General features: G+C 72.5%; 28 protein-coding genes. 19 read left to right on the top strand and 9 right to left on the bottom strand.

Features of this window, described 5'->3' with window-relative positions:
* Positions 1-175: 175 nt before the first annotated feature.
* The 4 genes from IE118_RS17745 to IE118_RS17730 all read left to right on the top strand — a co-directional run bounded on the left by IE118_RS17745 (position 176) and on the right by IE118_RS17730 (position 4,073).
* A complete protein-coding gene (locus IE118_RS17745) occupies positions 176-1,573 on the top strand; it encodes a DUF6421 family protein (RefSeq protein ID WP_189558902.1) in 1,398 nt (465 codons plus the stop codon).
* A 38-nt stretch (positions 1,574-1,611) separates the two neighbouring features.
* Positions 1,612-2,358: an SDR family NAD(P)-dependent oxidoreductase gene (locus tag IE118_RS17740; protein WP_189558901.1), complete on the top strand. Its 747-nt coding sequence runs from the start codon at positions 1,612-1,614 to the stop codon at positions 2,356-2,358.
* Complete coding sequence (locus IE118_RS17735; RefSeq protein WP_189558900.1) at positions 2,355-3,425, top strand: threonine aldolase family protein; 1,071 nt, start codon at positions 2,355-2,357, stop codon at positions 3,423-3,425. Before IE118_RS17740 ends, IE118_RS17735 begins: the two co-directional genes overlap by 4 nt.
* Positions 3,426-3,500: 75 nt before the next feature.
* Positions 3,501-4,073, top strand: a complete 573-nt coding sequence (locus IE118_RS17730; protein WP_189558899.1) for a transglutaminase domain-containing protein — start codon at positions 3,501-3,503, stop codon at positions 4,071-4,073.
* Between the two features lie 79 nt (positions 4,074-4,152).
* On the opposite strand, the gene IE118_RS17725 is transcribed toward IE118_RS17730, so the two are convergent.
* Positions 4,153-4,881 carry a lysophospholipid acyltransferase family protein gene (locus tag IE118_RS17725; RefSeq protein ID WP_189558898.1) on the bottom strand — a complete coding sequence of 243 codons (729 nt, stop codon included), beginning with the start codon at positions 4,879-4,881 and terminating at the stop codon, positions 4,153-4,155.
* A gap of 253 nt (positions 4,882-5,134) precedes the next feature.
* On the opposite strand from IE118_RS17725, the gene IE118_RS17720 reads away from it, so the two are divergent.
* The 4 genes from IE118_RS17720 (at position 5,135) to IE118_RS17705 (ending at position 8,231) form a co-directional block, all read left to right on the top strand.
* Positions 5,135-5,476, top strand: coding sequence for a TlpA family protein disulfide reductase (locus tag IE118_RS17720; RefSeq protein WP_189558897.1), 342 nt, complete (start codon positions 5,135-5,137; stop codon positions 5,474-5,476).
* Positions 5,477-5,690: 214 nt separating this feature from the next.
* Positions 5,691-6,200 carry a flavin reductase family protein gene (locus IE118_RS17715; protein ID WP_189558896.1) on the top strand — a complete coding sequence of 170 codons (510 nt, stop codon included), beginning with the start codon at positions 5,691-5,693 and terminating at the stop codon, positions 6,198-6,200.
* A 218-nt stretch (positions 6,201-6,418) separates the two neighbouring features.
* Complete coding sequence (locus IE118_RS17710; RefSeq protein ID WP_189558895.1) at positions 6,419-7,207, top strand: electron transfer flavoprotein subunit beta/FixA family protein; 789 nt, start codon at positions 6,419-6,421, stop codon at positions 7,205-7,207.
* A 61-nt stretch (positions 7,208-7,268) separates the two neighbouring features.
* The gene (locus tag IE118_RS17705; protein WP_189558894.1) at positions 7,269-8,231 is read left to right on the top strand and encodes an electron transfer flavoprotein subunit alpha/FixB family protein; all 963 of its coding nucleotides are present in this window, start codon (positions 7,269-7,271) and stop codon (positions 8,229-8,231) included.
* 60 nt (positions 8,232-8,291) lie between these two features.
* Here IE118_RS17705 and IE118_RS17700 read toward each other — a convergent pair whose 3' ends face one another.
* Positions 8,292-9,182: an endonuclease/exonuclease/phosphatase family protein gene (locus tag IE118_RS17700; RefSeq protein ID WP_229846845.1), complete on the bottom strand. Its 891-nt coding sequence runs from the start codon at positions 9,180-9,182 to the stop codon at positions 8,292-8,294.
* A gap of 144 nt (positions 9,183-9,326) precedes the next feature.
* Between IE118_RS17700 and IE118_RS17695 the strand changes: the two genes are divergently transcribed.
* Genes IE118_RS17695 through IE118_RS17685 form a run of 3 tightly spaced genes read left to right on the top strand, consistent with a single transcriptional unit; the run spans position 9,327 to position 11,424 of the window.
* The gene (locus tag IE118_RS17695; RefSeq protein WP_189558892.1) at positions 9,327-10,637 is read left to right on the top strand and encodes a DUF6986 family protein; all 1,311 of its coding nucleotides are present in this window, start codon (positions 9,327-9,329) and stop codon (positions 10,635-10,637) included.
* Positions 10,638-10,687: 50 nt separating this feature from the next.
* A complete protein-coding gene (locus IE118_RS17690; RefSeq protein WP_189558891.1) occupies positions 10,688-11,185 on the top strand; it encodes a DUF2975 domain-containing protein in 498 nt (165 codons plus the stop codon).
* Positions 11,185-11,424, top strand: coding sequence for a helix-turn-helix domain-containing protein (locus IE118_RS17685; RefSeq protein ID WP_189558890.1), 240 nt, complete (start codon positions 11,185-11,187; stop codon positions 11,422-11,424). The genes IE118_RS17690 and IE118_RS17685 overlap by 1 nt, the downstream gene beginning before the upstream one ends.
* A gap of 59 nt (positions 11,425-11,483) precedes the next feature.
* Here IE118_RS17685 and IE118_RS17680 read toward each other — a convergent pair whose 3' ends face one another.
* Together IE118_RS17680 and IE118_RS17675 are read right to left on the bottom strand one after the other, a co-directional pair.
* Positions 11,484-12,281: a hypothetical protein gene (locus IE118_RS17680; RefSeq protein WP_189558889.1), complete on the bottom strand. Its 798-nt coding sequence runs from the start codon at positions 12,279-12,281 to the stop codon at positions 11,484-11,486.
* 11 nt (positions 12,282-12,292) lie between these two features.
* Entirely contained in the window at positions 12,293-13,390 is a 1,098-nt protein-coding gene (locus IE118_RS17675) for a LacI family DNA-binding transcriptional regulator (RefSeq protein ID WP_189558888.1), read from the bottom strand.
* Between the two features lie 196 nt (positions 13,391-13,586).
* Between IE118_RS17675 and IE118_RS17670 the strand changes: the two genes are divergently transcribed.
* The 3 genes from IE118_RS17670 (at position 13,587) to IE118_RS17660 (ending at position 15,995) form a co-directional block, all read left to right on the top strand.
* On the top strand, positions 13,587-14,540 hold the full coding sequence (locus IE118_RS17670) for an ROK family protein (protein ID WP_189558887.1): 954 nt from the start codon (positions 13,587-13,589) through the stop codon (positions 14,538-14,540).
* 74 nt (positions 14,541-14,614) lie between these two features.
* Positions 14,615-14,809 (top strand): hypothetical protein, encoded by a 195-nt coding sequence (locus IE118_RS17665; RefSeq protein ID WP_189558886.1) that lies wholly within the window; start codon positions 14,615-14,617, stop codon positions 14,807-14,809.
* A 145-nt stretch (positions 14,810-14,954) separates the two neighbouring features.
* Positions 14,955-15,995 carry an NUDIX hydrolase gene (locus IE118_RS17660; RefSeq protein WP_189558885.1) on the top strand — a complete coding sequence of 347 codons (1,041 nt, stop codon included), beginning with the start codon at positions 14,955-14,957 and terminating at the stop codon, positions 15,993-15,995.
* Between the two features lie 252 nt (positions 15,996-16,247).
* Here IE118_RS17660 and IE118_RS17655 read toward each other — a convergent pair whose 3' ends face one another.
* Complete coding sequence (locus IE118_RS17655) at positions 16,248-17,609, bottom strand: dipeptidase (RefSeq protein ID WP_189558884.1); 1,362 nt, start codon at positions 17,607-17,609, stop codon at positions 16,248-16,250.
* 194 nt (positions 17,610-17,803) lie between these two features.
* Between IE118_RS17655 and IE118_RS17650 the strand changes: the two genes are divergently transcribed.
* On the top strand, positions 17,804-19,036 hold the full coding sequence (locus IE118_RS17650) for a geranylgeranyl reductase family protein (protein WP_189558883.1): 1,233 nt from the start codon (positions 17,804-17,806) through the stop codon (positions 19,034-19,036).
* Here the strand turns inward: IE118_RS17650 and IE118_RS17645 are convergent.
* Positions 19,026-19,481 (bottom strand): nitroreductase family deazaflavin-dependent oxidoreductase, encoded by a 456-nt coding sequence (locus IE118_RS17645; RefSeq protein WP_189558882.1) that lies wholly within the window; start codon positions 19,479-19,481, stop codon positions 19,026-19,028. The two genes, IE118_RS17650 and IE118_RS17645, sit on opposite strands and share 11 nt — an antisense overlap.
* A 195-nt stretch (positions 19,482-19,676) precedes the next feature.
* Between IE118_RS17645 and IE118_RS17640 the strand changes: the two genes are divergently transcribed.
* The gene (locus IE118_RS17640; protein ID WP_189558881.1) at positions 19,677-20,366 is read left to right on the top strand and encodes a TetR/AcrR family transcriptional regulator; all 690 of its coding nucleotides are present in this window, start codon (positions 19,677-19,679) and stop codon (positions 20,364-20,366) included.
* Positions 20,367-20,478: 112 nt separating this feature from the next.
* On the top strand, positions 20,479-20,871 hold the full coding sequence (locus tag IE118_RS17635) for a MarR family winged helix-turn-helix transcriptional regulator (protein ID WP_189558880.1): 393 nt from the start codon (positions 20,479-20,481) through the stop codon (positions 20,869-20,871).
* 19 nt (positions 20,872-20,890) lie between these two features.
* Here the strand turns inward: IE118_RS17635 and IE118_RS17630 are convergent, their stop codons facing one another.
* From IE118_RS17630 to IE118_RS17620, 3 genes are all read right to left on the bottom strand, one after another.
* Positions 20,891-21,625 carry a maleylpyruvate isomerase family mycothiol-dependent enzyme gene (locus IE118_RS17630; protein ID WP_189558879.1) on the bottom strand — a complete coding sequence of 245 codons (735 nt, stop codon included), beginning with the start codon at positions 21,623-21,625 and terminating at the stop codon, positions 20,891-20,893.
* 35 nt (positions 21,626-21,660) lie between these two features.
* Complete coding sequence (locus IE118_RS17625) at positions 21,661-22,539, bottom strand: SDR family oxidoreductase (RefSeq protein WP_189558878.1); 879 nt, start codon at positions 22,537-22,539, stop codon at positions 21,661-21,663.
* Positions 22,540-22,697: 158 nt separating this feature from the next.
* Entirely contained in the window at positions 22,698-23,861 is a 1,164-nt protein-coding gene (locus tag IE118_RS17620) for an MFS transporter (protein WP_189558877.1), read from the bottom strand.
* Positions 23,862-24,102: 241 nt separating this feature from the next.
* Here IE118_RS17620 and IE118_RS17615 point away from each other — a divergent pair, with 241 nt between their 5' ends.
* Both IE118_RS17615 and IE118_RS17610 read left to right on the top strand, forming a co-directional pair.
* Positions 24,103-24,654: a hypothetical protein gene (locus IE118_RS17615; RefSeq protein ID WP_189558876.1), complete on the top strand. Its 552-nt coding sequence runs from the start codon at positions 24,103-24,105 to the stop codon at positions 24,652-24,654.
* A gap of 118 nt (positions 24,655-24,772) precedes the next feature.
* Positions 24,773-25,471, top strand: coding sequence for a class F sortase (locus tag IE118_RS17610; protein ID WP_189558875.1), 699 nt, complete (start codon positions 24,773-24,775; stop codon positions 25,469-25,471).
* Positions 25,472-25,496: the final 25 nt, after the last annotated feature.

Below are 25,496 nucleotides of genomic sequence, written 5' to 3'. Positions count from 1 at the left end.
GCGTCCAGTGGCCGCACAGCGATTGCGCGCAGTGTCGTCACCCCCGGTGTTCCGCAGGAAAAAATGCGGTGAAGCCCGGGGTGCGGCAGGATAATTTCCGGAAGTCCCCCTTGCTGGGAGGAAGCCGCTGTGTATACGGTCTCCCCACGCGAGGTTTTCTTGTGGAGGATGGGACATGACGGAGATTCTTGTGCAGGTGGGTACCGAGGGGCAGGTTCCTTCGGTGACCAGGGTGGTCGAGCACCCGGCATGGCCCGTGCTCAAGGATGCCGTGGAGCGGATCCGGCCCTGGCAGTCCAAGGACGGTTCGATCGACTTCGACGCCGACGGCGCCCCGGCCCGCGCCGACGCCGAGCACGCGGTACGCACCGTGGCCGCTGCCGTCGAGGAGCTCTCCCCGCTGCTCCCGCACGACCGCGCCTACCACGAGGCCCTGGCCAAGGACCTGGCCCGCTGGGCCGAGGGCGGCTTCGAGGTGCCCGACTTCCTCGACTCGCTGCTCGCCTTCCAGCCCGCCAGGGACCGTGAGGACGGCCTCCAGCACCTGGTCGTCTTCCCGATGTACACGCAGAACGGCAACCCCGACCGCAACCTCGAGGCGGTCGTGCTGCGCATGGTCTGGCCCGACTGGCTGGCCGAGCTGGAGCGCACCCGCTACGACAACCCGCTGTTCTGCGGCATCACCTTCGAGGACTTCACCTCGGGCTACGACACCAACTCCGCGGTGCTCTTCCCCGAGACCATCGCCGTGCGCGAGGCCCCCGAGCGCTTCACCTGGGGCGGCATCTTCTGCGACCGCGAGGCGGCCCGCTTCCGCCGCGTCACCGAGGCCGCCGTCGACATCCTGGGCCTGGAGCTGCCCGAGGACGTCGCCGCCCTGGTGCACGACCAGAAGCGCTGCGAAGAGGCGTTCGTGCTCTGGGACATGGTCCACGACCGCACCCACAGCCACGGCGACCTGCCCTTCGACCCGTTCATGATCAAGCAGCGCCAGCCGTTCTGGATGTACGGCCTGGAGGAGCTGCGCTGCGACCTCACCGCCTTCAAGGAGGCCGTGAAGCTCGCCGGGGAGGGCGTCCCGCAGGCCCGTGACGTCCAGGTCGCGGTGCTCTTCGACCGCATGTTCCGCTTCCCCGTCACCGGCGAGCGGACGCGCAACTACGACGGCCTCGGCGGCCAGCTGCTCTTCGCCTACCTGCACAAGCACGACGTCGTCCGCTGGACCGACAACAAGCTCGCCATCGACTGGGAGCGCGCCCCGCAGGTCACCAACCAGCTCTGCGCCGAGATCGAGACGCTGTACCGCGACGGCATCGACCGTCCCAAGCTCGTCCACTGGTTCGCCGGCTACGAACTGGTCTCCGCCTACCTGTCCCCGCACCCGGGCTCCAAGTGGGCCAAGGGTCCCGACGCCCTCGACCTCACGCTGCCGCCGCGCAAGCTCGTCGATGACGTGCTTCCGGACGAGTTTCCGCTGAGCATGTTCTATGAGGCACTGTCCAAGAAGCTGAAGAACGTGATCGCCTCGACCAGGGGCATCACCGCGGACAGCGCCGAGCGGGTCGCCGCGTGAGCGATCTCGTTCGCAACACTGCTCAGGAGGCGAGAATCATGGGGAACGGGGCGCTCGACGGTGCGGTGATCGCGGTGGCCGGCGCGGGAGGACCCGCGGGACGTGCGGCGCTGCTCAGGCTGGCCGAGGCGGGAGCGACCGTCGTCGGCTCGGACAACGACCCGGAGCGGCTGGCGGAGGCCGTCGACGCGGCGCGCTACGCGCACGGCGGCGCCACCGTCACCGGTGACACGGTCGACCTGCTGGACCTGGACTCCACCCGCGAGTGGGCCGCCCGCACGGAGAAGGAGTTCGGCCGCGTCGACGGTCTGGTCCACCTCGTCGGCGGCTGGCGCGGCAGTGAGACCTTCACCAAGACCAGCCTCGACGACTGGGACTTCCTGGAGCTGTTGCTGGTCCGCACCGTGCAGCACACCAGCCTCGCCTTCCACGAGGCGCTCCAGCGCAGCGACCGTGGCCGCTACGTCCTGATCAGCGCCGCCGGCGCGACCCGGCCCACCGCGGGCAACGCCGCCTACGCGGCCGGCAAGGCCGCCGCCGAGGCGTGGACGCTCGCCATGGCCGACTACTTCCGCAAGGCCGGGGGTGAGCAGGGGCCGACCTCGGCGGCTGCGATCCTGGTCGTGAAGGCGTTGGTGCACGACGCGATGCGCGCCGACCGCCCCAACGCGAAGTTCGCGGGCTTCACGGACGTCAAGGACCTCGCCGAGGCCGTCGTCGGCGTCTGGGACAAGCCCGCCGCGGAAGTGAACGGAAACCGTCTGTGGCTGACCGAGAAGCCGTGAACCCACCGAGGACCGACGCGCGTCGTCATCACGACCCGGACGTGCGCGGTTTCGCCAGCGACAACTACGCCGGGGTCCACCCGGAGGTGCTCGCCGCCCTGGCCGTGGCCAACGGCGGGCACCAGGTCGCGTACGGCGAGGACGCCTACACCGAGAACCTCCAGCAGGTGATCCGCAGCCACTTCGGACCGACGGCCGAGGCGTTCCCGGTGTTCAACGGCACCGGTGCCAACGTGGTGGCGCTCCAGGCGGTCACCGACCGCTGGGGCGCGGTCATCTGCGCCGACAGCGCCCACATCAACGTGGACGAGGGCGGCGCCCCGGAGCGGGTCGGCGGCATCAAGCTGCTCACCGTGCCCACCCCGGACGGCAAGCTCACCCCCGAGCTGATCGACCGGGAGGCGTACGGCTGGGACGACGAGCACCGCGCCATGCCGCAGGTCGTGTCCATAGCCCAGGCCACCGAACTGGGCACGGTCTACACGCCGGACGAGATCCGCGCCATCTGCGAGCACGCCCACGCGCGGGGCATGAAGGTGCACGTGGACGGTTCCCGGCTGGCGAACGCCGCCGCCACGCTGGACGTGCCGCTGCGCACCCTCACCAACGCGGCCGGTGTCGACCTGCTCTCGCTGGGCGGCACCAAGAACGGCGCCCTGTTCGGCGAGGCGGTCGTGGTGCTGGATCCGGACGGCGTCCGGCACATGAAGCACCTGCGCAAGCTGTCCATGCAGCTGGCCTCCAAGATGCGCTTCGTGTCGGTGCAGCTGGAGGCCCTGCTCGCCAGGGACCTGTGGCTGCGCAACGCCCGGCACGCCAACGAGATGGCCCAGCGCCTCGCGGAGGGCGTGCGCGCCGTCCACGGGGTGGAGATCCTCTACCCGGTGCAGGCCAACGCCGTCTTCGCACGGCTGCCGCACGAGGTGAGCGAGCGCCTGCAGAAGCGCTTCCGCTTCTACTTCTGGGACGAGGCGGCGGGCGACGTCCGGTGGATGTGCGCCTTCGACACCACCGAGGACGACGTGGACACGTTCGTGGCGGCGCTGAAGGAGGAGATGGCCCGCTAGCGATGCGTGCATAAATATGCGGTCGATCGGAAATTCATTGACTCCCGGTCGGCCGCATACCTATGCTCTGGCGCCATGCAGCTCATCCAGGAAAATCCGGACCTCTCCGCGTACTTGGCCGCCGACGAGGTGATCGACCATCACCATCCACGGGTCCGCGAGACCGCGAAGCGGCTGGCTCGGGACGTGGACGACTCGTATGAGTATGCGCGGGTGGCGTTCGACTTCGTGCGCGACACGATCGCGCACTCGCAGGACTCCGGGGACCTGCGGGTCACCTGGCGCGCCTCCGACGTGCTGGAGCGGCGCACCGGCATCTGCTACGCCAAGGCCCACGCCCTGGCCGCGCTGCTGCGCGCCGAGGACATCCCGACCGCGCTGTGCTACCAGTACCTCGGCGTGGTCCACGGCCTGGTCGCCGTCCGCTTCCACGGCGCCTGGCACCGGCAGGATCCGCGGGGCAACAAGCCGGGAGTGGACGCGAGGTTCTCCCTGGAAGGGGAGAGGCTGGCCTTCACGGCCGACGCGGCGTCGGGCCAGCGGGACCATCCGGTCCTGTACGCGGCACCGCATCCCGCCGTGCTGGACGCACTGCGCTCGGCCCCCGACCGCCCCCACCTCTGGCGGGCCCTGCCCACCGTCCTCTGACCCGTCCCGGCTCCGTCCCGGCGGTGCCCGCCGCGGCCGGGGGGAAGCCGCGGCGGCCGGGGGCGTGACGGGTGGGAAATCAGTGGGTCTCGGACTGGCGGAGCTGCTCCGGGGTGGGGGCCGTGCCCCCGAGGTGCGCCGGCATCCACCACGTGTCGTCCGGACCCTTCGGCCGCACCGGGTACGCCCGCTGCGCCGCCTCCAGCAACTCCTGCACCCGCTCCCGCAGCTGACGGGTGATCGCGCCCGCGTACTTGTCCCTGGACGCCTCGACCGCCTCGCCCACCCGGATGGTGATGGGGGTGTGGCTGCGTCTGAAGTTGCGCGGGTGCCCCTTGGTCCACAGCCGCTGCGTGCCCCACACCGCCATCGGGATCAGCGGTACGCCCGCCTCCTGGGCCAGGCGCGCCGCTCCCGACTTGAAGCTCTTCAGCGTGAACGACTGCGAGATGGTCGCTTCCGGGAAGACGCCGACGATCTCGCCCGACCGCAGTGACCGCAGCGCGTGCTCGTACGCCGCCTCGCCCTGCCTGCGGTCCACCGGGATGTGCTTCATCCCGCGCATCAGCGGACCGGAGACGCGGTGCCGGAAGACCGACTCCTTCGCCATGAAACGTACGAGGCGCTTCTGGGGGAGCGCCGCCAGTCCGTTGAAGACGAAGTCCAGGTAGCTGATGTGGTTGCTGACCAGCACGGCGCCGCCCGAGCGCGGGATGTTCTCCGAACCCTGGCAGTCGATCTTGAGGTCCCACACCTTGAACAGGGTGCGGGCGAAGCCGACGACGGGCCGGTAGACGAGTTCTGCCATGGGCGGGTGAGAACCCTTCCTTCTCTGCCTGGGAAGGAAGCTCCCAGTCGAAAGTTACGCAGCCGTAGGTTTACGGCTTGTCGCAGATGGTGCCCGAAGAACGGCCGGTGAACCAGTCCTGGTGCCCCGCGGCGGCGAGATTCTCGTCACGTCCACCCTGATCCACCTCGGTTTTTGTGTGACACCGGGGAATGCACGGGCCTCCGCGGACGCTGGAGACGGCTGACGGCGGACCCAGGGCGGGAGAGGACCAGTGCGAGACCGGGACGACGAGGGACGGCGGGGCGCGCACGCCGGGGCGATGGCCGCACTGGGCGTGGAACTGGGGGAACGCGCCACCCTGGTGCAGTTCTCCACCGCCTTCTGCGCGCCCTGTCGCGCCACCCGCCGCGTGCTCGGCGAGGTGGCCGCCCTGGTGCCGGGCGTGACCCATGTGGAGATCGACGCCGAGGCCCGTCTGGACCTCGTCCGCCGGCTGGGCATCGTGCGGACGCCCACGGTGCTGGTTCTCGACGCGGCGGGCCGGGAGGTCCGGCGCGCGGCCGGGCAGCCGCGCAAGGCCGACGTCATCGCCGCGCTGGGCGAGGCGGTGTGAGCTCCGCCGGGGTCACGGTGAGGCATCTCCCACATCGGGGGACCGGCTTGACTGTGCATGCCACACGTAGTCAGCCTGACTCCATGTCCTCGGAACTCCTTCGTCCCCGGCGGGTACCCGGTCTCCCGGTGGCCGCCCGCGCCGCGCGTGTGCGCCGACCGGGCCGGTGAGCAGCCGCGAACCCGCTCGTCACCTCTCGCGGAAGGACCATGGGATGACGGCCACGTCCGGCCTCGGCACCGCCCGCCCCGCCTCGCCCGAGCTGTTGCGCTCCGTCTTCCGCCGGCACGCCGCCGGCGTCGCCGTGATCACGGCGCGCGGTCACCGCGGCCCGGTCGGCTTCACCGCCACCTCGCTCGCCTCCGTCTCGGCGGAGCCCCCCATGCTGTCCTTCGGGATCGGTACGGGAAGCTCCAGCTGGTCCGTGATCGCGGCGAGCGACCATGTCGGCGTGCACCTCCTCGGGGAGCACCAGCGGGAGACGGCGGCGACCTTCGCGCGCAGCGGCGCCGACCGCTTCGGCCCGGCCACCTCGTGGCGGGAGGGGCCCGAGGGCGTCCCCGTGCTGGACGACGTACCGGCCTGGATGGTGTGCAGGGTGGTGGCGCGGGTGCCCGCGGGCGACCACCGGATCGTGATCGCCGAGGTGCTGCTGGGCGACCCCACCGGCCACGGCCGTCCGCTCCTGTACCACCAGGGGAGATTCAGCGGACTGCGCGACTGAGCCGGGGTCCCGCCTGGTCGCGGGCGGGTCGAGTTCCGGTTACGCTGCGTTGCGAAGGTCACAGTTCAAAGCGCTTGCTTAGCGGGAAAGAACTGGATGTACTGACGAGTAATATGTGGTTCGGAGCGTGGGTCGCCCCGACCGTGATCGCCCGCTTCAGGCGCCTATGCTGCCTGCAGGCAGGCAGCCAGAAATGACGATGCAGTAGGAGAGCCGGCGTGAGCTTGAGGATCGTTGTCACTGTGAAGTACGTGCCCGACGCCACTGGCGACCGGCACTTCGCCGATGACCTGACCGTCGACCGTGACGATGTGGACGGTCTGCTCTCCGAACTGGACGAGTACGCGGTCGAGCAGGCGCTGCAGATCTCGGAGAACTCCGACGACGACGTGGAGATCACCGTACTGACGGTGGGCCCGGAGGACGCCAAGGACGCGCTGCGCAAGGCGCTGTCCATGGGCGCCGACAAGGCGATCCACGTCGAGGACGACGACCTGCACGGCACCGACGCCATCGGCACCTCCCTGGTCCTGGCCAAGGCGGTCGAGAAGGCCGGTTACGACCTGGTCATCTCCGGCATGGCCTCCACCGACGGCACCATGGGCGTCGTGCCGGCGCTGCTCGCCGAGCGCCTGGGCGTGCCGCAGGTGACCCTGCTGTCCGAGGTGTCCGTCGGGGACGGCACCGTCAGGGGCCGCCGTGACGGCGACGCCGCCTCCGAGCAGCTCGAGGCCTCCCTCCCCGCGGTCGTGTCGGTGACCGACCAGTCGGGCGAGGCGCGTTACCCGTCCTTCAAGGGCATCATGGCGGCGAAGAAGAAGCCGGTTCAGTCCTGGGACCTGTCCGACCTCGACATCGACGAGGACGAGGTCGGCCTGGAGAACGCCTACACCACGGTCGACTCCGCGGCCGAGCGTCCGGCCCGCACCGCCGGCACGATCGTCAAGGACGAGGGCGAGGGCGGCAAGCAGCTCGCCGAGTTCCTCGCGGGCCAGAAGTTCATCTGAGCCACGAGGCTCAGCCCGCTCACCGCCCCTCATACCTCGCAAGCAGGAGAGAAGAAGTCCCATGGCTGAAGTTCTCGTCTACGTCGACCACGTGGACGGTGCCGTCCGCAAGCCCACCCTGGAGCTGCTGACCCTGGCCCGCCGCGTCGGCGAGCCGGTCGCCGTCGCGCTGGGCAACGGCGCCGCGGACACCGCCGCCACGCTCGCCGAGTACGGCGCGGTGAAGGTCCTCACCCACGAGGCCGCCGAGTACGCCGACTACCTGGTCGTGCCGAAGGTGGACGCCCTCCAGGCCGCCCACGAGGCCGTCTCCCCGGCCGCCGTGCTGGTGTCCTCCTCCGCCGAGGGCAAGGAGATCGCCGCCCGTCTGGCGCTGCGTCTCGGCTCGGGCATCATCACCGACGCCGTCGACCTGGAGGCCGGCGACGAGGGCCCGGTGGCCACGCAGTCGGTGTTCGCCGCCTCGTACACCACCAAGTCCCGTGTCTCCAAGGGCACCCCGGTCATCACGGTGAAGCCGAACTCGACCGCCGTGGAGGCCGCCCCGGCCGCCGGTGCGGTCGAGGCCCTGAGCGTGTCCTTCTCCGCCCAGGCGACCGGCACCAAGGTCACCGGCCGGACGCCGCGCGAGTCGACCGGCCGTCCGGAGCTGACCGAGGCCGCGATCGTGGTCTCCGGTGGCCGCGGTGTCAACGGCGCGGAGAACTTCGCGATCATCGAGGCGCTCGCCGACTCGCTCGGCGCGGCCGTGGGTGCCTCGCGTGCCGCGGTCGACGCCGGCTGGTACCCGCACACCAACCAGGTCGGCCAGACCGGCAAGTCGGTCTCGCCGCAGCTCTACATCGCCTCCGGCATCTCCGGCGCGATCCAGCACCGTGCGGGCATGCAGACCTCGAAGACCATCGTGGCCGTCAACAAGGACGCCGAGGCCCCGATCTTCGACCTGGTCGACTACGGCGTCGTCGGCGACCTGTTCGACGTCGTGCCGCAGCTGACCGAGGAGATCAAGACCCGAAAGGGCTGATCACCGAAGGCACCCGTCCGGGGCCCCCGCGACCGTACCGGTCGCGGGGGCCCCGGCGCGTCACAGGGTCAGCGAGGCCTGGACGGGGAGGTGATCGCTCGGGAACTGCCCGTCCGCCGCGAAGGTGTTGACGGAGGCCCGGTGCACCGTGGTCCCCGTCGTGGCCAGGATCCAGTCGATGCGCGCGCCGTCCGGTACCGGCGGCCGGAACCCGTGGAACGTCCCGTAGGCGTTCCCGCGTTCGGCTGCCGCCTCCCAGGTGTCGAGGAGCCCGGCACCCAGCATCGTGCCGTACACGGGGCCGGAGCCGGCCGGGACGTTGAAGTCGCCCGTCACGATCACCGGCCCGGAGCGGGCGAGTTCACGCACGCGCTCGGCGACGAGGGCCGCGGACCGCTCGCGGGCGTCCCGGTTGCCGTTGTCCAGATGGGTGTTCAGGACGCAGAACTCCCCGCCCCCGGCGCGCAGATCGCGGAAGCGCACCCAGGTGGCCATGCGGAGGTGGGCGTTGCCCCAGGTGTTCGAGGCGGTGATGTCCGGGGTGCCGGACAGCCAGAAGTGGTCGTGCTCCAGCGGGGCGAGCCGGCGGGTGTCGTAGAGGACCGCCATGTACTCGTCCCGGCTGCCGCCCGCCCGTCCGGTGCCGACCCATCCGTACGACGGTCCCAGGTCGGCCTCGATGTCGCGCAGCTGCCGGTGGAGGCCCTCCTGGGTGCCGATGACGTGGGGGCGCTCCCGGCGCAGCAGCCGGCGCGTCACCGGTCTGCGGACCGCCCAGCTGTTCGGTTCGGCCGTGCTCGCGAACCGCAGGTTGAAGGACATGACGTGCAGGCGGCCGTCCGGCGCGACCGGACCCGGTGACAGCGCCGTACTGGAGAGCGGAAGGGCGACCGAGGCGGCGAGCGCGCCCGCCAGCACGGGACGGCGCGTGACACGGCGATGAGTCGGCACGGGCACACGGTGCCAGACGGATGTCAGCATGGCGAGGGGAGCGGCCGGGCACCCGGCGCGACGGTGTTGACCGGCCCGAGCGGCGCCCGCTAGCTTCCTCTACAAATTGTTGATTCCGTATCGCGGAATTCCGGGAGGCTGCGCATGGACGAGGGGCGGCAGGAGCGGGTGGAGACGTCCCTCGCGGGCGCCGTGGCCGAGGAGATCGGCGCCCGGCTCGCCCCGGTCGACGCCGAACTCGAACGCCGCTATCCCGGGGACCCCGGCACCCGCCAGCCCGTCCACACGGTGTACGTGCCCGGCGACGCCTTCGCCGCCGGCACCCCGCGCGCCTGGGGTGACCGGGCCCTCGCGGCCCTCGACGAACACGCTCCCGACGCCGCCTCCCTCGCCTCCGTCCTCGGACTGGACCACGCGCTGGCCGAGGACGTGTACGGCCGCGTCCGCGCCAAACTGGCACGCGAGCCGGTGGAGGACCTGCGTGTCGACTTCGAGGACGGCTACGGCAGCCGTCCCGACGCCGAGGAGGACGAGGCCGCGGCCCGCGCGGCACGGCTGATCGCCGAGGCGCACGCGGGAGCCGGCGCCGCCCCGTACGCGGGCATCCGCGTGAAGAGCATGGAGGCCGCCGTGCGCGAGCGGTCCATCCGCACCCTCGACGTCTTCCTCACCGGCCTGATGGACGCCGGCGGTCTGCCCGACGGGCTGGTGCTCACCCTGCCCAAGGTCACCTTCCCGGAGCAGGTCACCGCCATGGCCCGGATCCTCGGCGCCTTCGAGGAGGCGCGCGGCCTGGAGCCGGGCCGGATCGGCTTCGAGATCCAGATCGAGACCAGCCAGTCCATCCTCGCCGCCGACGGCACCGCGGCCGTCGCCCGCATGATCCACGCCGCCGGGGGCCGCGCCACCGGCCTGCACTACGGCACCTTCGACTACAGCGCCTGCCTCGGTGTCGCCGCCGCGTACCAGGCGAGCGACCACCCGGCCGCCGACCACGCCAAGGCCGTCATGCAGGTCGCCGCCGCGGGCACCGGCGTGCGCCTCTCGGACGGCTCCACCAACGTGCTGCCCGTCGGGTCCACCGGGCAGGTCCACGACGCCTGGCGCCTGCACTACCGTCTCACCCGCCGGGCCCTCGCCCGTGCCTATTACCAGGGCTGGGACATGCACCCGGGCCACCTCCCCACCCGGTACGCGGCCGTCTTCGCCTTCTACCGCGAGGGCTACGAGCGGGCGGCCGCCCGCCTCGCCCGCTACGCCGGCCGGGCCGGCGGCGACGTCATGGACGAGCCAGCGACCGCCAGGGCACTCGCCGGGTACCTGCTGCGGGGCCTCGACTGCGGTGCCCTGGACGCCGCCGAGGTCGCCCGGGCCGCCGGCCTGACCCGGGCGGACCTGGAGGGCTTCGCCCCGCGTCGCCGGCCGCCCGGGGCGGTCCGACGCCCGTTTGCCTGAGCTATCGAAACTCGATAGATTCCCATCGTGATTCGAGTGAAGGAGGGGCGATGGGACGACTGACCGTGCTCGCGCTGCGCACCGTGATCGTGGCGCTGCTGGCGGGCTCACTGGGCGTGCAGACGGTGATGGTGCCCCTGCTGGCGAGCGACCTCGACGGGCTGGACGCGGAGTACGCGCACCTGCGCACCCCGCTCCTCGTCGTCGTGGTCCTCACCGTCCTGGCGGCCCAGACCGTCCTGGTCTGCGTCTGGCGGCTGGTGACGATGGCCCGCCGCGGGACGGTCTTCTCCGATGCCGCCTTCCGCTACGTGCACGTCGTCATCGGCGCGTTCGTCGCCGCGGCCCTGCTGGTGTTCACGTGCGGAGCGCTCCTCGCGCCGGGCGAGGCGGTGGCGCCGGGCGTCGTGCTCCTGATCGGCGGAGCCGGCCTCGCGGTCCTGGGGATCGCGCTCATCGTCCTCGTCCTGCGGATGCTCCTGGCACAGGCCGTCGCCCGGGACGTCGAGGCGTCGCGGATGCAGGCCGAGCTGGCCGAGGTGATCTGATGCCGATCGCCGTCGACATCGACGTGATGCTGGCCAGGCGGAAGATGTCCGTGGGCGAGCTCGCCGAACGCGTCGGGATCACCCCGGCCAACCTGGCCGTGCTGAAGAACGGCCGGGCCAAGGCCGTACGCTTCACGACCCTCGCCGCGCTCTGCGAGGTGCTCGAATGCCAGCCGGGCGATCTCCTGCGCTGGGAGCCCGAGGAGGCGACGGTTCCTGCCGTCGTCCCCACCCCCTAGACCGCGGACGGGTGCGGACCGGCGAGGGAGGGGCGGCACCGGTGCCCGGGCGACGGCGTCTACGCCGGGGGCGGCGACGGCGACGCCCCGGAGCCGGGTCCCCCGTACCGCCGGGCGCCCGCGTACCGCTCCAGACCGCAGGCCGTCACCATCCCGTGCTCCGCGAACAGCCGGGTGCCCCGCGCGCACAGCGCCGGGTCGGCGCGGGCCCGCGCGCTGAACTCCTCCGGCGACGCGCCGAACAACTCCCGCAGTCCCGGCACGTTCTCCAGCAGGTCGGTGAGCAGCGGCCGCTGGCCGGGGTGGGCGCGCGGCGCCCCGGTGCCGTCGTGCAGCACGCCGTGGCGGTTGACGTACACGTGGGCGCCGGACAGCGCCGAGCCGTCGGCGAGTTCGATCCGCACGTCCGGTGCCGGCAGCCAGACGCGACGGAAGTTGCCGTCCGGCCTAGGCACGCCCTCGCTCGCGTCGATCACGGCGAGCTGCTGGGCGTCGAGCCAGAGGACGAGCAGCTCCCGCGTCCTCCCCGCGGCGGCGACCGGGGAGTTGGACACGTATCCCATACGGCTGACGTGCGCCGAGACGCCGATCCCGACGCCCGTCACCCGCGCGCGCACCATCGGCAGCGGCGTGACGACCCCGGACTCGGCCATCTTGTGCCGCAACTGACCGGGGCAGGCGTTGGAGCCGACCGCGAGGACCGGCACCCGGTCCTCGAACACCAGACGCTCCAGCGGCACCAGCCGCTCCCCGTCGAGCGTCCCCGACTCGCGCGGCCACGCGCCCGGATACAGCAGCGGATGCTCGCGCGGGGCCTCGTCCAGGCCCAGGGCCCGCAGGGTGCGGTCCTCCTCCACGCGCGGCCCGCTCAGTCCGCCGGGGGCAGCTCGCCGGAGCCGCGGGTGATCAGCCGGGTGGGCAGCTCGATGCGCTCCGGGGCGAGCAGGGTGCCGTCCAGCTGGCGGAACAGGCGTTCGGCGGCGGTCCGGCCGAGGGCCGCCGCGTCCTGGGCGACGACCGTGACGCCCGGCTGGAGCAGATCGGCGAGCTCGATGTCGTCGAAGCCGACCAGGGCGACCGGGCGGGGATGTCCGGCCAGCACCCGGATGACGGTCACCGTCACCCGGTTGTTGCCCGTGAAGATCGCGGTGACCGGCTCCGGCCCGGACAACATCTCGCGGGCCGCCCGGCGCACCCGCTCCGGATCGGTGACGCCCAGCGACATCCAGGGGTCCTCGACCGGTATCCCCGCGTCCTCCATGGCGGTCCGGTAGCCGCGCAGCCGCTCGGCCGCCGTGTGGATGCGGGGCATGTCGCCGATGAACCCGATCCTCCGGTGACCGTGCGCGATGAGGTGGCGGACACCGTCGCGGGCACCCCCGAAGTTGTCCGACACGACGACGTCCGCGTCGATGTGCCCCGCCGGACGGTCCACGAAGACCGTCGCGACGCCCGCCTTGAGCTCCGGCTCCAGATAACGGTGGTCGTCGCCGGCCGGGATCACCACGAGTCCGTCCACCCGACGCGCGCACAGCGCCAGTACCAGCTCCTGCTCGCGGTCGGCGTCCTCCGCGCTGGAGCCGTTGATGAGCAGCGCTCCGTGCGCTCGGGCCACCTCCTCCACCGCACGGCTCAGCGGCCCGTAGAACGGGTCCGCGAGGTCCTCCAGGACCAGGCCGATGCTGGCGGTGCGGCCCTTGCGCAGCACCCGGGCGCTGTCGTTGCGGCGGAAGCCGAGCGCCTCGATCGCCTCCTGGACCCGGCGTTCCGTCTCCGGCGTCACCCCGGGCTCGCCGTTGACCACCCGGGACACCGTCTTGAGGCCCACTCCCGCTCGGGCGGCCACGTCCTTCATCGTCGGACGGTTGCCGTAACGGGTGCCCGGGAGGCGGCGTTCGGTGCTGCGGGTCGTCTCCGGCACAGTGCGGTGTCCTGTCCTGTCGGCCACGGGGATGCGTGTGCCCATGGGGTTGTATGAGGATGTGGCGTCGAGCATAGAGCCTGGACAACGTTGTCAGAGTCGGGAGACACTGTCCGACGCACACTCCGGCCCGCACATCACCGCTCGACGGCGCGGAGGTCGTGTTCCATGTGTTGCCTTGTGGTCGCGCATGGTCGCTCTCGGCGAGTTTCTGACGCTTTGACGGGGAGATCCGACACTGATGCACACCGACCTCGTGGCCGCGCTCGACATCGGCGGCACCAAGATCGCCGGCGCACTCGTGGACGGCCGGGGCCGGATCCTGGCCCGCGCCCAGCGGCCGACGCCCGCGCGGGAGAACGGCGAGACCGTCATGCGGGCGGTGGAGGCGGTGCTCGGTGACCTCACCGCCTCCGGGCTGTGGGGGCGCGCGAGCGCCGTGGGCATCGGCAGCGCCGGACCCGTCGACGCCTCGGCCGGCACGGTGAGTCCGGTGAACGTGCCGGGCTGGCGCGACTACCCGCTCGTCGCCCGGGTCCGGGAGGCTGCCGGCGGCCTGCCGGTGGAGCTGATCGGCGACGGCGTGGCCATCACGGCCGCCGAGCACTGGCAGGGCGCCGCGCGCGGCCACGACAACGCGCTGTGCATGGTCGTCTCCACCGGCGTCGGCGGCGGTCTGGTGCTCGGCGGCCGCCTGCATCCGGGACCCACCGGCAACGCCGGCCACATCGGCCACATCAGCGTGGACCTCGACGGGGATCCGTGCCCGTGCGGTGCGCGCGGCTGCGTGGAGCGCATAGCGAGCGGCCCCAACATCGCCCGCCGGGCCCTGCTGAACGGCTGGCGTCCCGGTCCCGACGGCGACACCTCGGCGGCCGCCGTGGCCGCCGCGGCCCGGGCCGGCGATCCGGTGGCCGCGGCGTCCTTCGAGCGGGCGGCGCGGGCGCTGGCCGCCGGCATCGCGGCCACCGCGACGCTCGTCGAGATCGACATCGCCGTGATCGGCGGAGGCGTGGGCAAGGCGGGCGAGGTCCTCTTCGCGCCCCTGCGCAGGGCGCTCACCGAGTACGCCACCCTTTCCTTCGTCCAGCGCCTCGCCGTCACCCCGGCCCGGATGGGCACGGACGCGGGTCTGGTCGGCGCGGCCGCGGCGGCGCTGGCCGGCCGGACGGACGCGGCGGTCGCCGGGGTCTGAGACGAGGCGATCCGGGGGCCGGCGTTCCGGAAGCCGGGCGTGACCCCGGGGCGGTGTCCGCAGTTGAGCCGGGTATGAAGAAGCGCAGCATGCTCGCCATCGCCTCCCTCGCCACGGGCTTCGTCGTCGCGGCGGTCACCCCGTCCCACGCCCTCGGTGACGACGCCCTCGGCGGTCTCGACGTCGGGGACACCCTCAGCACCCTCGACCGGACCGTCGGCGAGGACAACACGCTGGAGCTGGACGTCGACCGGGACAGCCAGGCCTGACCGACCCCACCACGGAGCCGTGCGGCGCCGGTGCCCCTCGACGGGAGGGGCACCGGCGCCGCTCTTCCGCGTTCTTAAACGCAGCTGGTTTCCGTGGCAGGGTGGAGCGGGCAAGCCACAGGGGGCCAACGGAAGAGGGGGAACCGTGATCGTCTGGATCAACGGCGCGTTCGGTGCGGGGAAGACCACCACCGCGCGCGAACTGATCGAGCTGATCCCGAACAGCACGCTCTTCGACCCCGAGGTCATCGGCGGAGCGCTGGAGAAGCTGCTCCCGCCCAAACGCCTCGCCGAGGTCGGCGACTTCCAGGACCTCCCGGTCTGGCGGCGACTGGTGATCGACACGGCGGCCGCGATGCTCGCCGAGCTGGGCGGGACCCTCGTGGTCCCGATGACCCTGCTGCGCCAGGAGTACCGCGACGAGATCTTCGGCGGCCTCGCCGCCCGCCGGATACCGGTCAGCCACGTCCTCCTCGCTCCGGCCGAAACGATCCTGCGGGACCGGATAGCCGCCCGCGAGATCCCCGCGGACCTCCCCGACGGCGAGATGCGCGTCCGCCAGTGGGCCTACGACCACATCGAGCCGTACAAGGCGGCCCTCGCCGCCTGGCTCACCGCGGACGCCTACCCGGTCGACAGCGGAACGCTCAGCCCCTACGACACGGCCCTGCGCATCGCCGAGGCGGTGGGCAGCGGGAAGGCGCCGGCCTGCGACATCGTGCAGACGCCCGAGCCCACCGCGGAGACGGTCGCGGCGGGGGTGCTGCTCTTCGACGAACACGACCGGGTGCTCCTGGTCGACCCCACCTACAAGGCGGGATGGGAGTTCCCGGGCGGAGTCGTCGAACGGGGCGAGGCCCCCGCGCGCGCGGGCATGCGCGAGGTCGCCGAGGAGACCGGGATACGCCTCGACGACGTACCGGCGCTCCTGGTCGTCGACTGGGAGCCGCCCGCGCCGCCCGGGTTCGGCGGCCTGCGGCTGCTCTTCGACGGCGGACGCCTCGACTCCGCGGCCGCCGGGCGGATGCTGCTGCCCGGGCCGGAACTGCGCGGCTGGCGTTTCGCCTCCGAGGCCGAGGCCGCCGACCTGCTGCCGCCGGTCCGCTACGAACGGCTGCGCAGGGCGCTGCGGGCCCGGGAACGCGGCAGGGCGATGTACCTGGAGGCCGGAGTACCGGTCGGCTGACGCCGCCGGAGCGCGGCTCCCGTCCGCCCGAACGGGACACCGTGCCGCCGTGGGCGTGGGCGTGGGCGTGGCTGCGGGCGGGACGGCAGGCGTCTGCTCCCTCCCGCCGGAGGGCACCTGACCGCAGTCGGCCGTACACCGGGGGCCCGGCGGACCCGGGTACCCGGGAGCCGGCCCCGACGCCGGCCGGGGGACGACTGTGGGGCGGGGCGCCCGACCGCCGACGGTCACCCCGCCCCACGGCGTCCGGTGTCAGTGGGCGCCCGACGCGAGGTTGCGAAGGAACAGTGCCTCCGCGACCGACAGACGCTCCAACTCGTCGGGGGAGACGCTCTCGTTCACCGCGTGGATCCGCGCCTCCGGCTCGCTCAGGCCGATGAGGAGGATCTCCGCCTTCGGGTAGAGCGAGGCCAGGGTGTTGCACAGCGGGATCGAACCGCCCTGTCCGGCGCGGCTCATCTCCTGCCCCGGGTACGCCACCGCCATCGCGTCGGCCATCGCCCGGTAGGCGGGGCCGGTGGTGTCCGCGCGGAACGCCTGGCCCTGACCGATCTGCTCGGTGCTCACCCGGGCGCCCCACGGCGTGTGCGACTCCAGGTGCGCCCGGAGCAGCGCGGTCGCCTCGGCCGCGTCGACGCCCGGCGGCACCCGCAGGCTGATCAGCGCGCGGGCGCTCGCCTGCACGGACGGGGTGGCGCCGACCACCGGCGGGCAGTCGATGCCCAGCACGGTGACCGCGGGACGCGCCCAGATGCGGTCGGCGACCGTGCCCGCACCGATCAGCTCCACACCGTCGAGCACCCTGGCGTCCTCGCGGAACTGCCCGTCGTCGTACTGGAGTCCGTCCCACGCGCTGTCACCGGCCAGCCCGTCCACGGTCGTGGTGCCGTCCTCGGCGCGCAGCGAGTCCAGTACGCGCACGAGCGCGGCCAGCGCGTCCGGCGCGGCCCCGCCGAACTGGCCGGAGTGCAGGTTTCCCTCGAGGGTGTCGATCCGCACCCGCACCAGCGTCATGCCGCGCAGCGTGGAGGTGACCGTCGGCAGTCCGGCGCGGAAGTTGCCCGCGTCGCCGATCACGACGGTGTCGGCCGTCAGCAGGTCGGGGTGCTCCTCGGCGTACCGCTCCAGGCCGCCGGTGCCCTGTTCCTCCGAGCCCTCGACGATCACCTTGACGTGCACGGGGACGCCGCCGTTCGCCTTCAACGCGCGCAGCGCCAGCAGGTGCATGATGAACCCGCCCTTGCAGTCGGCGGTCCCGCGTCCGTACCAGCGGCCGTCGCGCTCGGTCAGTTCGAAGGGCGGAGTGGTCCAGCCGGACTCGTCCAGCGGCGGCTGCACGTCGTAGTGCGCGTACAGCAGGACCGTCTTCGCGCCCTCGGGTCCGGGCAGGTGGCCGTAGACCGACTGCGTGCCGTCCGGGGTGTCCAGCAGCGCCACGTCCTCGAAGCCCTCGGCGGTGAGCGCCCCGGCGATCCAGCGGGCGGCGCCCTCGCTCTCCTCGCGCGGGAACTGGCCGAAGTCCGCCACCGACTTGAAGGCCACCAGCTCGGTGAGCTCCTCCTTCGCCCTGGGCATCAGTGAGGCGACGGTCGCGGCGACCGGATTCGACGACATGGGCACGCTCCTTGTGGGTGCGACGTTGTACGTGTGCGAACTTCTTCGTACGAGATGATCGTGCGGTGCGCGTAAGGTCCCGTGTACGGGGCACTTACGCCGCCGATCCTCCCACAGTGGCCCCGGACGACCGCCGCCGTAGGATGCGGGAGGACATCAGCGGCAGGCGGCTGGATCGGGAGCAGTAGACCATCGTGAGCAGCGAGAACTCTTCGGCGGACGACGTGCGGCAGGTGTGGGACGTCGTCGTGGTGGGTGCGGGACCCGCGGGGGCCTCGGCCGCCTACGCGGCGGCGGTCGCGGGACGGCGTGTCCTGTTGCTGGAGAAGGCGGAGCTGCCCCGGTACAAAACGTGCGGCGGCGGCATCATCGGCCCCTCGCGCGACGCGTTGCCGCCCGGCTTCGAGCTCCCGTTCAAGGACCGGGTGCACGCGGTGACGTTCTCCCACAACGGCCGCTTCAGCCGCACCCGCCGTTCCCGGCGGATGATGTTCGGGCTGATCAACCGGCCCGAGTTCGACCAGCAACTCGTCGAGCACGCCCAGAAGGCGGGCGCCGAACTGCGCACCGGCGTCGCCGTGCAGCGGGTGGAGCAGCACGGCTCGGCCGTACCGGACCGGCGCACGGTCGCGGTCGTCCTGCAGGGCGGTGAGACGGTGCTGGCACGGGCCGTGGTCGGCGCGGACGGCAGCGCGGGCCGGATAGGAGCGCACGTCGGGGTCAAGCTGGACCAGGTCGACCTGGGCCTGGAGGCGGAGATCCCGGTGCCGGAGACCGTCGCCGAGGACTGGAAGGGGCGGGTGCTCATCGACTGGGGCCCCATGCCCGGCAGTTACGGATGGGTGTTCCCCAAGGGTGACACGCTGACGGTCGGGGTGATCTCACGGCGCGGTGAAGGCGCCGCCACCAAGCGGTACTTGGAGGACTTCATCGGCCGGCTGGGTCTCGCCGGCTTCGAACCGAGCATCTCCTCCGGGCACTTGACCCGCTGCCGCACGGAGGACTCGCCGCTGTCGCGGGGCCGGGTACTGGTCTGCGGGGACGCGGCCGGGCTGCTGGAGCCGTGGACCCGTGAGGGCATCTCCTTCGCACTGCGCTCGGGCCGGCTGGCGGGGGAGTGGGCGGTGCGCATCGCCGAGGCCCACGACGCGGTGGACACACGACGCCAGGCGCTCAACTACGCCTTCGCCGTCAAGGCGGGGCTCGGTGTGGAGATGAGCGTCGGCAAGCGGATGCTGGCGGCGTTCGAGCGGCGGCCCGGGGTGTTCCACGCGGTCCTCACCGGCTTCCGCCCGGCGTGGAAGGCCTTCAAGGACATCACACAGGGGTCGACGTCGCTCGGCGAGCTGGTCCGTACCCATCCGATGGCGCACCGTGCCCTCCTGGCGCTGGACCGGCGCCCGGCGGGTGACGAGGTCAGTTCCTGACGGCGATCCGGAAGACCGGGTGGTCGGGCGCGGCGGCGGCGATCTCCTCGTCGGACGACCGGGCGGTGACCCCCTGGAAGTACTGGTTCACCTCCCAGCCCCACTTCTCCAGGTAGGTCCGCAGGACAGGGAGCTTCTCCTCGTCGGGGAGCTCCACCGCGGTGAAGGCGCGGACCTTGCGGCCCACCCGCAGTTCCCCGCCGCCGGCGGCGCGCATGTTGCGCACCCACTGGGAGTGGCCGCGCGCGGAGACCAGGTACTGGCCCGCGCCGTGCGTGTGCGGGTTGACCGGGACGCGCTGCATGCGTCCGCTGGTGCGGCCGCGCACGGACAGCTCCGCGGTACCGGCGATGCTCACCCCGTGGCGGGCCAGCCACCCCACGATGCTGTTGAACCGGATGGCCAGGGGGCTGCCCTTGAGGTAGTAGGGCGTTGACGACGGCATCGGTGCCTCCAGGCAGACAGACGCAGGACGAAGGGCGAAGTACGCGAGACGCGGAACACCGGGCGAGAACGCTGCTCTCTTTTGTGAGCACTGCTCTCGGTGCAGGGCTCCAGTGTGCACGACATCCACTCCCCGAAGCAAGAGCACTGCTCTCGTTTGTGTGCACCGCTCTGCTTCCGTGGCACACTCGTCCGCATGAGCAGCACCGCACACGGAGCCCGCGCCCGGGCCAGGGTCGAAGTCACCGCGGCCATCAAGGAGGAGGCGCGCAGACAGCTCGCGGAGGACGGCGCCGCGAAGCTCTCGCTGCGCGCCGTCGCCCGTGAGCTCGGCATGGCCTCCTCCGCGCTCTACCGCTATTTCCCCAACCGCGACGACCTGCTGACCGCTCTCATCATCGACGCCTACGACTCGGTGGGCGAGGCGGCCGAAGCGGCCCGCGACGCGGCAGGCGGCACCGGTCCGGTCCCGCGCTGGACGGCCGTGTGCGAGGGGGTGCGCCGCTGGGCGCTCGGGCATCCGCACGAGTACGCGCTGATCTACGGCACGCCGGTGCCCGGTTACTCCGCGCCCCGGACGACCGTCCCGCCCGCCGCGCGCGGTGCGATGGTCCTCATCGGCATCCTCCGCGACGCGCACCGGGGCCCCGGCCTCGCCGGTCCCGCGCTGCCCGCGGAACTGAGGCCCGAGGCCGTGCGCATGGCCGCCGACCTCGCCCCCGACCTGCCGCCCGAGGTGGTGGTGGCGATGGTGGCCGTCTGGGCCCAGCTGTTCGGGCTGATCGGATTCGAGCTGTTCGGACAGTTCAACCGGGTCGTCGAGGACCGCGACACCTTCTTCCGGCATGCGGTGGGACACCTCGCGCACACGGTGGGCCTGAGGTGAACAGCCCGCACACCGTGCCGTCCACGGCGTCCGGAGGGCGCCGGACGCACCGTCTGCGGGGAGTCGGTCAGCTGTGTGTCGGGGCGGCCAACCCGCCTGCTACGGTGCGCCCATGGCGGCGAAGCAGGCCGAACAGGCGCTCGTGGAACGGTGGCGGGACGTGCTCGCGCTCCACGCGCGCACCCAGTGCGAGATCGACCGTGCCCTGCACCGGCACGGACTGTGCGGCAGCGACTTCGAGGTCCTGGACATCCTCGCCCAGGGCGGCGGACGCGGCGGCTGCTCCTACCGCGTCCAGGAGATCTCCGAGCGCGTCCATCTGACGCAGAGCGCGCTGTCCCGGCTGATCGCCCGGCTGGAGAGAGACGGGCTGCTCGAGCGGGGGACGTGCGCGGAGGACCGGCGGGGCGTGCGGGTCTCGCTCACCAGGAAGGGGCGGGCGCTGCACGGCGAAGTCCTGCCGGTGCACCGCGCGGTGCTGGCACGGATGCTCCCCGAGCACTGACCGGCCCGGCCCGCGGCCGTCAGACCACGGCCGACGTCTCCCGCCACAGCGCGGCGAGTTCCGCGTCACCCGACCACGCGGGCACCGGCCGCCGGTTCCACAACGCCGGATACAACTCCGCGGCGGGACCCGCCAGTTCGCACTCGGCGTCGCCCCGCGCGTCGCGCGTGGTCACGGGCGGCTCCTGGGACAGGCGTACGGTCCACACCGCGTCCGCGTCCGTGGCGCGCACCCGCAGGACACGGGGCCGGTCCGTGCGCACCCGGCTCCTGCGCCGGGAGTGGAAGCCGCGCAGCAGCTCGTCGACGCCGTCCACCGCGAAGTCCGTGGCGACCGGGGACGGGCTGCCGCCGCGGGCCGCCTCCGCGTCGAAGCGGTGGACGGCCGTCTCGTGCGCCTGGCGGCGGGCCCAGAACGCCAGCGCGGAGGGCGAACCGGTCAGGAAGGTGAAGCACTCCACGTCGGGCGCCGCCCCCGCCAGGGTGTCCACCAGACGGCGGTGGCCGTCCCGGTACCAGGCCAGGAGCCCGGTGCCGTCGAGCCCGGGGTGCTCGCCCATCGGGCGGGGCGCGGGATGCCCGTCGGCGACGAAGGCGGCCGCCCAGCGGTGCACCGTGCCGGTGTGCGCGAGCAGATCACGTATCTCCCACCCCGGGCAGGACGGAACGGGGGCGCCCGGGCCCGCCTCCTCCGCGGCGTCTGCCAGCAACCGGCCCTCGGTCTCCAGTACTTCCACGAAAGAGGCGGTGTCCATGGGGAGAGTCTGCCGTACGGACGGCCCCTCCGGGACTACGGAAGCGGCGTCCCGCCCGTCGCGTTGACGATCTCGGCGGTGATGTACGACGCCTCCTGCGAGGCGAGGAACACGTACGCCGGGGCCATCTCGGACGGCTGGGCCGGCCGGCCGATGGGCGCCTGCTTGCCGAATTCCGTGGTGTCCGGCAGTGTCGCCGGGATCAGCGGAGTCCAGACGGGGCCGGGCGCCACGGCGTTCACCCGGATCCCCCGCTCGATCAGCATCTGCGCCAGTCCCTGGGTGAACGTGACGATGGCGCCCTTGGTGGTCGCGTAGTCCAGCAGATGCGGGCTCGGCTTGTAGGCCTGCACGGAGGCCGAGTTGATGATGCTGCCGCCCTCCCGCATGTGCGGCACGGCCATCTTGCACAGCCAGAACATGCCGTACAGATTGGTCCGCAGCACCCGGTCGAACTGCTCGGTGGAGATCGCCTCGATGCCGTCGGGCTGCGACATCTGGTACGCCGCGTTGTTCACCAGGATGTCGATGCGGCCGAACTCCGACACCGTGCGCTCGATCAGCGCCCGGCAGTTCTCCTCCTCCCGCACGTCGCACGCGACGGGCACGGCGCGCCGGCCGGCCTCCTCCACCCACCGCGCGGTCTCGGCGGCATCGTCCTTCTCGCTGTCCAGGTGGGTGAAGGCCACATCGGCGCCCTCGCGGGCGAAGGCGAGGGCGACCGCCCGGCCGATCCCCGAGTCCCCACCGGTGATCAGCGCCTTGCGGCCCGTCAGCCGGCCGCTGCCCCGGTAGGTGTCCTCACCGTGGTCCGGCGGCGGATCCATCGGGCCGGTCCAGCCGGGATGCGGCTGGTCCTGGGCCGGGAAGTCGGGGGTGGGGTGCTGCTCCACGGGGTTCTGCTGCTCGGTCACGGTCTCTCTCCAGAGAGTCGAGGTCGGTCGTGCTGTCGGCGGCCGCCGTCCCCTGATGGCGGGCGCCGCTGCCCGGGTACCCCGACACCGGCCGTCCGATCCGGCAGCCCGGCACGCCACCCGGACGGCCGCCGGAACCGGCCGGAGAACCCGCCGGCTCAGGCCGCCCGCGCGTTCCGGGTCGCGAAACCGATCACGGTCGCCACGGCCGCCAGCACCGCCACGCTGGTCAGCGCCGCCGGGAGGCTGAACCAGTCCGCCATGAAGCCGATCGCGGGCGGACCGAGCAGCATCCCGCCGTAGCCGAGGGTGGACGCAGTCGCCACCCCGCCGGCGCCCGCCAGCGCGCCCGCCCGTTCGATGGCCACCGGGAAGAGGTTGGCGAGCCCGAGACCGGTCACTGCGTACCCGAGCAGGGCCGCGGGCAGGGACGGCGCGAGCGCGCCGAGCAGCATGCCGACCGTCGCGGTGGAGCCGCCGGCCAGGATCGTACGGGTCCGGCCCAGCCGCTCCAGCAGTGTCGTACCGGTCAGCCGGCCGATCGTCATGGCGAGCGCGAAGAGGGCGTACCCGACGGCCGCCGCGCCCGGCGAGGCGCCCAGGTCCTCCTCCAGGTGCAGTGCCCCCCAGTCGGCCAGCGCCCCCTCCCCGTACGCCGTGCACAGGGCGATGAGGCCGAAGACGATCACCAGCGCCCGGGTACGCCGGTCCGGGCGGCGGGGGGCCGGCCGCGCGGACCGTCCGGTGTCCGCGGGGGTGAGCGGCTCGCACCGCATGAGCGAGCGCCCCGCGACCGCCGTCACCAGCAGTCCCACGGCGGCGAGCCCCCACAGATGCAGGGTCGGAGACAGGGAGCCGGCGACCAGCGCGCCCAGCCCGGCGCCGATCATGCCGCCCAGGCTGAACGCGGCGTGGAAGCTGGGCATGACGGGGCGCCGCAGCGCGGCCACGAGGTCGACGGCGGCACTGTTGAAGGCGACGTTGATCCCGCCGTAGGCCGCGCCGAACAGCAGCAGCACGGTGCCGAGCGCGGCGGCGGAATGCGTCAGCGGCGGCAGGGCGACGCTGAGGCAGAGCAGGACCGCGCACACGACCGTGACGAGGTGACTGCCGTACCGGCGGCACAGCCGGCCGGTGAGCGTCATGGTGACGACGGCCCCGGCGGACACGCCCAGCAGGGCGAGGCCCAGGGCGCTCGACGAGGCGCCGGTCTGTTCCTTGATGGCGGGGATGCGCACGACCCAGCCGGCGAAGACGAAGCCGTCGAGGGCGAAGAAGGCGGTCAGGGCGTAACGGAGTCGGACGAGGTCGGTACCCGGCACCACACTGTGCGATCGGGTTTTGTTTATGAGCGGCACAAAATCAGGTTAGGTGTCGACCGGGTCCGGGGCAAGGGGCCCTCGGGAGAGGTGCGGCGGGCGGCGCGGACACGAAGGGTTAACCCGTGTGAACGTCCCGGATGGTGGGACCGCGCGGCATGACCGAGCGTGGATCATGCCGGAGAACGGGACGTCCGTGCTGACGAGGAGTCAGCTGCCCGCCCTCTGGCGGAAGGACTGAACGATGCGCTCTGCCCGCATGGTGCTTGCCACCGCAACGGCCACGGCGGCCCTCGCCATCGCCGCGCCCGCAGCCTACGCCGACCACTCCGGCGGCGACGGCCAGGACACCTCCTCCTACAGCAAGGAGCACGACAAGGAAGGCAAGCACGACAAGGAGAGCAAGCACGAGGAGGAGAGCAAGCACGAGGAGGAGGCCAAGTACGACAAGGAGAGCAAGCACGAGGACGGGGGCAAGCACGAGAAGCCGTACGGCGGCGTGCACACCGGTGGCGGGGCGCTGGCCGCCGTCGGCGAGGAGGACTGGGGCAGCGCCAAGGACCCGAAGTACGACCCCGAGACGTACAAGGACAAGGGCGACTCCCAGAAGGAGGACTCCTACGGCGACAAGCAGGACAAGGAGTGGAAGCACGAGAAGCCCAGCGGCGGCATGCACACCGGCGGCGGCGGTCTCGCCGAGCCCGGTGTCACCGCGGGCGGGCTGGCCGCTCTCGGAGCCCTCGGCGCCGGCGCCTACGCGCTGCGCCGCAAGAAGGTCTCCGGCGACGTGGCCTGAGCCGTGCCCGGCGTCATAGCGGCCGGGGCCGTCGTGCGTGCCACGCGCGTCATGACGGCCCCGCCCGCTCGCCCACGTGTCGTACCCGCTGCCGTGCCCGAATGAGGTGGTCCCCCCGATGCCGGCCAGTCCCCCCACTCCCCCCGAGACCGATGCGGCGTCACCGGCGAGGCGCAGACTGCGCGCCATAATGACGGCCGTCTTCTGGAGCGGGGCCGGCCTGGTGCTGGCCACGACGCTGCTGAGCGGCGGGGAGGACACTCCCGACGACGCCCACGGGCCGCACGCGGCCCCCGCCGTCTCCACCGCGCCGTCCGCACCCGGATCGACCGCTCCGGCGGCGGGGGAACCCGAGGGCAAGGCCCTGCCGCGCTCCGAGCCGACCCGCCTGGTCGTCCCCGGCATCGGCGTCGACGCCCCCTTCACCGATCTCGCCATCAACGACAAGGGACAGCTCGAACCGCCGCCGGCCCACGACACCAACCTCGTCGGTTGGTACGCCAAGGGTGTCTCCCCGGGAGAACGCGGTACGGCGATCATCGCCGGACACGTCGACACGGCGACGTCCCCGGCCGTCTTCGCGCGGCTCGGCGAACTGGAGAAGGGAGACCGGTTCCGGGTGCTGCGCGCCGACGGCAGCAAGGCCACGTTCGAGGTCGACGAGACGGAGTCCTTCGACAAGGACGACTTCCCCGACGAGCGCGTCTACGCGGACACGCCCGACGCCCAGGTCCGGCTCATCACCTGCGCCGGCGACTACGACCACTCCGTCAAGGACTACACCGAGAACCTGGTCGTCTTCGCCCGTCTCGTCTGAGCGGGCCGGAAGCGGCTGCCCGGAA

Source organism: Streptomyces pilosus (assembly GCF_014649835.1).
Lineage (GTDB): Bacteria > Actinomycetota > Actinomycetes > Streptomycetales > Streptomycetaceae > Streptomyces > Streptomyces pilosus.
Note: the sequence above shows the minus strand (reverse complement) of the source record. Positions and strands in the feature narration are given on the sequence as shown.

Coding starts and splice junctions, on each gene's coding strand:
- IE118_RS17645 (WP_189558882.1), bottom strand. CDS start 19,481: ATGCCGTCGTCAACGCCCTACTACCTCAAGGGCAGCCCCCTGGCCATC.
- IE118_RS17745 (WP_189558902.1), top strand. CDS start 176: ATGACGGAGATTCTTGTGCAGGTGGGTACCGAGGGGCAGGTTCCTTCG.
- IE118_RS17640 (WP_189558881.1), top strand. CDS start 19,677: ATGAGCAGCACCGCACACGGAGCCCGCGCCCGGGCCAGGGTCGAAGTC.
- IE118_RS17615 (WP_189558876.1), top strand. CDS start 24,103: ATGCGCTCTGCCCGCATGGTGCTTGCCACCGCAACGGCCACGGCGGCC.
- IE118_RS17730 (WP_189558899.1), top strand. CDS start 3,501: ATGCAGCTCATCCAGGAAAATCCGGACCTCTCCGCGTACTTGGCCGCC.
- IE118_RS17690 (WP_189558891.1), top strand. CDS start 10,688: ATGGGACGACTGACCGTGCTCGCGCTGCGCACCGTGATCGTGGCGCTG.
- IE118_RS17610 (WP_189558875.1), top strand. CDS start 24,773: ATGCCGGCCAGTCCCCCCACTCCCCCCGAGACCGATGCGGCGTCACCG.
- IE118_RS17630 (WP_189558879.1), bottom strand. CDS start 21,625: ATGGACACCGCCTCTTTCGTGGAAGTACTGGAGACCGAGGGCCGGTTG.
- IE118_RS17670 (WP_189558887.1), top strand. CDS start 13,587: ATGCACACCGACCTCGTGGCCGCGCTCGACATCGGCGGCACCAAGATC.
- IE118_RS17740 (WP_189558901.1), top strand. CDS start 1,612: ATGGGGAACGGGGCGCTCGACGGTGCGGTGATCGCGGTGGCCGGCGCG.
- IE118_RS17655 (WP_189558884.1), bottom strand. CDS start 17,609: ATGTCGTCGAATCCGGTCGCCGCGACCGTCGCCTCACTGATGCCCAGG.
- IE118_RS17675 (WP_189558888.1), bottom strand. CDS start 13,390: ATGGGCACACGCATCCCCGTGGCCGACAGGACAGGACACCGCACTGTG.
- IE118_RS17725 (WP_189558898.1), bottom strand. CDS start 4,881: ATGGCAGAACTCGTCTACCGGCCCGTCGTCGGCTTCGCCCGCACCCTG.
- IE118_RS17635 (WP_189558880.1), top strand. CDS start 20,479: ATGGCGGCGAAGCAGGCCGAACAGGCGCTCGTGGAACGGTGGCGGGAC.
- IE118_RS17715 (WP_189558896.1), top strand. CDS start 5,691: ATGACGGCCACGTCCGGCCTCGGCACCGCCCGCCCCGCCTCGCCCGAG.
- IE118_RS17685 (WP_189558890.1), top strand. CDS start 11,185: ATGCCGATCGCCGTCGACATCGACGTGATGCTGGCCAGGCGGAAGATG.
- IE118_RS17695 (WP_189558892.1), top strand. CDS start 9,327: ATGGACGAGGGGCGGCAGGAGCGGGTGGAGACGTCCCTCGCGGGCGCC.
- IE118_RS17705 (WP_189558894.1), top strand. CDS start 7,269: ATGGCTGAAGTTCTCGTCTACGTCGACCACGTGGACGGTGCCGTCCGC.
- IE118_RS17665 (WP_189558886.1), top strand. CDS start 14,615: ATGAAGAAGCGCAGCATGCTCGCCATCGCCTCCCTCGCCACGGGCTTC.